Origin of the sequence: Buttiauxella gaviniae ATCC 51604 (assembly GCF_001654835.1) — a bacterium.
GTDB lineage: Bacteria > Pseudomonadota > Gammaproteobacteria > Enterobacterales > Enterobacteriaceae > Buttiauxella > Buttiauxella gaviniae.
On sequence record NZ_LXEP01000048.1, the window covers coordinates 1 to 3,915 of the forward strand.

Sequence of the window (3,915 nt, forward strand, 5' to 3'; positions counted from 1 at the left end):
TTCGATGATGGATATGACAAAGAGGAATGACATGATAATTGTCTGCCCGGACAGAAAGACCAGTACCGGAACTGCAGTGATGGATTTCAGCCGGCGTTTCGCCAAGATCCAGATTGCGACATACGACACAGCCAAGGGATGCAACTCGGGATAGGTGCTCGCGCTCTGCCTTCTTCATTGCTCACCACCAGCGGTAAACAATGGATGCAGAAAATCCCAAGCTTCTGTTTTTACGAGAGCCCGAAATTCAGAGGGAAAGGTTTTGTATTGATTCTGTGCCATCTGGATATTCCTGAGGCACAGTGATTTCTCAGTAGGTTGTTCAGACCTGCGGCAATTATAACTTGGTTCTTCGGTAATCTATAGCGGAGAGCCCTGCTTTTTTGCGGCCTTCATCCAGGCAGCGGAGACTGGTAACAAACTCATCATCGCGCAGCCAAAAACCTGAAAGTGGCACGCCATCACGGAAGTACATTAACAAAGAACTCTCAGCGTTACCGGGCATCGGGTTTTGCCCAACACCAGGAAAACTATCAAACCGCGCAACTACAGCTCTATCGTGACAACGAATAACCGCATAACCCGTAGCAGGTAATTCCTCACTTAATTTCACTCAATCCACCTTTCATATTAGCTAGTTTGCGGGCCCAGAACCCTTGCGCACATCTGCAACAGTGCGCCACAAAGACTGTATATGCATACAGTCAATTTGTATTTTGCACAGTATGCACAAAAATAATGAGTCTATGCAAGGGTATTTATCTGGCTGATTTGAATAATCTTTTTGGTTACATTAGATCAAAATTTGATCGTTAGTGTTAACGAATGCCGAGCGGCAAATATGTCGAGGTTAACTGATTGAATGACTGCGTTTCGTCACTTCATGTCACGCAATGACACGGGCCGGTGTCGACTTAAACGAAACCTAAACGGCCACCAGCGAAGATTGCAGGTTGATAACTTGTTACTGTTCTGTGCTTGCTAGTTAATCAGTTTCATTGATCAATGCGATGCTATCGATCGGTAAAATCGATCATGATTGCGATAATTGCAGGCATTAAAAAAGCCGCTAGTCAGGCGGCTTGATATTTCTGAAAAGGCAACGAGCGAAAAGATAGGGTGTTATTTGCGCTTGAAGAGATATTTAGTTACGACCAATACCAGACCAAACACCTCGGTCATTGTCCCACCCATATACAATTGCAAAGTAAGATCATCCTTGAAGGTTAACTTCGATAATCCTACTGCGATGAATACGGCATTCATAATTAATAGCTGACAAGCAAGAATGATGAGGAACCATTTTCCGTAAGACTTTTTAAGCTTAATTTCAGCTTCGTAGTCAACGTTGTTTAGTCGCTGCCTCTCAGGATCAAGTTGAGATACCTCTTTAACCAGGGCCGGTTTAGATTCATCTGCAGTCAGAGTGTCTGGAACATTCTCTTCAGCCAGTTTGCGATGTGCATTCAGGGTTTCTTTGAGTTGCTGAGCAATCGAACTTTTGAATGAGTCTTGATTTTCTTCTGACATTCAATCTACTTCAACCCCAGTCTTTTAAGACGATAATGCATGGCATCATCAGAAACACCAAAGAAATGGGCCATCGCATAATTTGGGTAACCTTGTGCAATCAATTCTTTAACAGTTTCAACTGGCATTAACAGTTCGGCTGAAAATTGGTTTGCGAAGATTTCCTCTGGGTCAGTGCCGTTACTGGCCTTTTCACCACGAAGATCCACATACTCATAAACATCATTACTATCAACCTGACGAGCGATGTAATGCCCTAATTCATGACCACATGAAAAGCGTTGACGAACACGAGCATCGTCTGCATTTAGGAAAATAGCGGGATCTTGGTCTTTTTGTTTGATTAATGCCCCTGAAACCGAACCAGGCAGATCTGTGACAAAAACATCTAGCCCCATTTCTTTAGCGATTTGAACGGGGTCAACAGGAAATCCTCTGCCACACCAAATAGTGTCAAGAACTCGCCGTGCATGCTCTCTTGGATTAGTAGCCATAAGTCCTCCCACTCTCGTTCATTTCATCATCGAAACGTATCAATTTCTGCAGAACTTCCGAGGCTTGACAATAGGGAAATTCATTGCATCAAAATTATCATATCCAATACGCCTAGTTATAGATATAGAAATTGCTAAACAAAAGGTTTACTTGGATAGAAAAAAGCCGCTAGTTAGGGGGCGTTACGAGAAGTTACCCCCACTCAGGAATTTATTTGATAGCCTTGTTGTGAACCTCATAGCGCTGCACGCCGATTGCCTCAAGAAATAACGCCAACTGATTAAAATCAGTCCATGCTCTAATCTGGCATTTCCCTCGAGCGGCTTCTATGAATACTGGCGCACCAGTGGCGCATAGTCCCATTATCTGCCAGCGGCTTATCTCATGGTTGCGAAGCACGACTACCCGCTTAAAAACACCCACCTCGAACCATGCTTTCCAGTCGCGCTTTTTACGCATCGTGAATTTCATAACGACAAATCACCCTATTTGTTAGGTTCGTTTGATTGGCTTTGTAGTTTCATTCCTGAGGTGTACTGCACCACTTCACGGTTCCACTGCTCGATAGCCTTCTCCTCTGCTTTGCACCAGGCCTGGCCGCCTTTGGTATACGCAGCCGTTGCTCTAAGGCATCCACACGGGCATGTGATGTTCTTGTAGCCCATCACACACCAGTAACCACGAGGCTCACGAGTGGTGATTTTTGGCTTTTTTCCCTTAGGGCAGAGTTTGAGTTCAGTTGTCATCAGAACCCCAGAGCACGTTGTTGGCGAGCAAGCTGGCGAACCGTAACACGCAGCTCTTCAAGCTGATTGAGGCGGGACTTCGTGCGGCGAATTTCTGCCGCTATGGATTTTGGTGTAGGGCAAACCATCTCGGCCGCCTGGCGCTTCGCCATCTGTGGGATGGCATCCAGAAAGGCAGCATCGCTTTGAGGTACAGATTCTTGCACTGCCGGCTGCTTAATCTCAGGCATTGAAGCAACAGCAGGCTCTGGCTCGGCTAGGGCTGGTTTCGCCAGGGTGAAGTGGAATACATTCCCGCGCTTCTCACGAACTACTCGCCCCCTGTTCACCGGCATGGCCAGCGTGGAAGCAACCGCGCGAACGGTGGTACCAGCAAGTTTTGCCATTTGCTCAGTCGTCAGCTCACCATGCTGTGTCATTAATTCTGCCAAAACTGCTTCGTTAATTTTGCGAGCCGGTGTTGCCACAGCAGGTGATGCTGGTCGCTCTTTGCTGTTCACGACTTTAACCGCTGGTACCGCAGGTTTTACTCGAGGGGTTTTAGCGCCGGTACCCGTCAACTGCCACCAGCCGTTAACCAGCTCAATTTGTTCAAGCTCTTCATGTTCGCGCAGCATGCCAAGAATCTCTCTCACGTCGATTTTCATTCGGGCAGAAATTTCACGCGCTGTGGCTTTACCCATTGCTTTCAGTGCTTCAAGTACGGTTTCCATAGTCTTCTCCAGTTTCAATCAATCTTGCCGCTATGCGATCAGTTCGTTTTTTTGCATACGGGCAGCCTGCTCCGCCCAAAGCCGATCCCATGTGCGTTTTGAAGCTTCAGGCGAAAGCCCTCCGACACTCGCATTCGAGGCCAGTTTGCGGACGCATATTTCCAGCGGTGATTTCAGGATCAGATTTGCCGCCTGACCAAGAAACCGCTTGTGAGCAGCGTCGCGTTCGCTGCAGTCGATAACAGGCGCTCTGCTGGATGGGCGGCCTTCGTTGTCCCATTTGCGGGCCAGCGGCAGATACCCCTCGAAATTCTCAAAGTTAAAAAGTGTCTTCGGGCACAAGTGTTGGGCCATCGTCACGTTATCGAGCCAGAGGTCAGCCCGGTGTTCGATAACCAGGATGAGTTCGTCTGCAACGTATTCATCCGCCA

The 3,915-nt window shown here is 47.3% G+C and carries 8 protein-coding genes; all 8 read right to left on the bottom strand.

Annotated features, from left to right (window positions below; translation table 11 throughout):
- Window positions 1-178: Ref family recombination enhancement nuclease (locus tag M977_RS24700; RefSeq protein WP_245163536.1), on the bottom strand; the 178-nt coding region annotated here is incomplete at its 3' end.
- A 159-nt stretch (window positions 179-337) separates the two neighbouring features.
- A complete protein-coding gene (locus M977_RS22650; RefSeq protein ID WP_064519099.1) occupies window positions 338-613 on the bottom strand; it encodes a hypothetical protein in 276 nt (91 codons plus the stop codon).
- Window positions 614-1,122: 509 nt separating this feature from the next.
- A complete protein-coding gene (locus M977_RS22655; RefSeq protein ID WP_064519101.1) occupies window positions 1,123-1,530 on the bottom strand; it encodes a hypothetical protein in 408 nt (135 codons plus the stop codon).
- A gap of 5 nt (window positions 1,531-1,535) precedes the next feature.
- Window positions 1,536-2,024 carry an ImmA/IrrE family metallo-endopeptidase gene (locus M977_RS22660; protein ID WP_064519104.1) on the bottom strand — a complete coding sequence of 163 codons (489 nt, stop codon included), beginning with the start codon at window positions 2,022-2,024 and terminating at the stop codon, window positions 1,536-1,538.
- Window positions 2,025-2,235: 211 nt separating this feature from the next.
- Window positions 2,236-2,496, bottom strand: coding sequence for a hypothetical protein (locus M977_RS22665; RefSeq protein ID WP_157092120.1), 261 nt, complete (start codon window positions 2,494-2,496; stop codon window positions 2,236-2,238).
- A 14-nt stretch (window positions 2,497-2,510) separates the two neighbouring features.
- Window positions 2,511-2,771, bottom strand: a complete 261-nt coding sequence (locus M977_RS22670; RefSeq protein ID WP_064519107.1) for a hypothetical protein — start codon at window positions 2,769-2,771, stop codon at window positions 2,511-2,513.
- The gene (locus M977_RS22675) at window positions 2,771-3,484 is read right to left on the bottom strand and encodes a DUF1627 domain-containing protein (RefSeq protein WP_064519109.1); all 714 of its coding nucleotides are present in this window, start codon (window positions 3,482-3,484) and stop codon (window positions 2,771-2,773) included. Before M977_RS22675 ends, M977_RS22670 begins: the two co-directional genes overlap by 1 nt.
- 30 nt (window positions 3,485-3,514) lie before the next feature.
- The coding region (locus tag M977_RS22680) for a conserved phage C-terminal domain-containing protein (protein WP_209438617.1) at window positions 3,515-3,915 on the bottom strand (401 nt) is incomplete at its 5' end.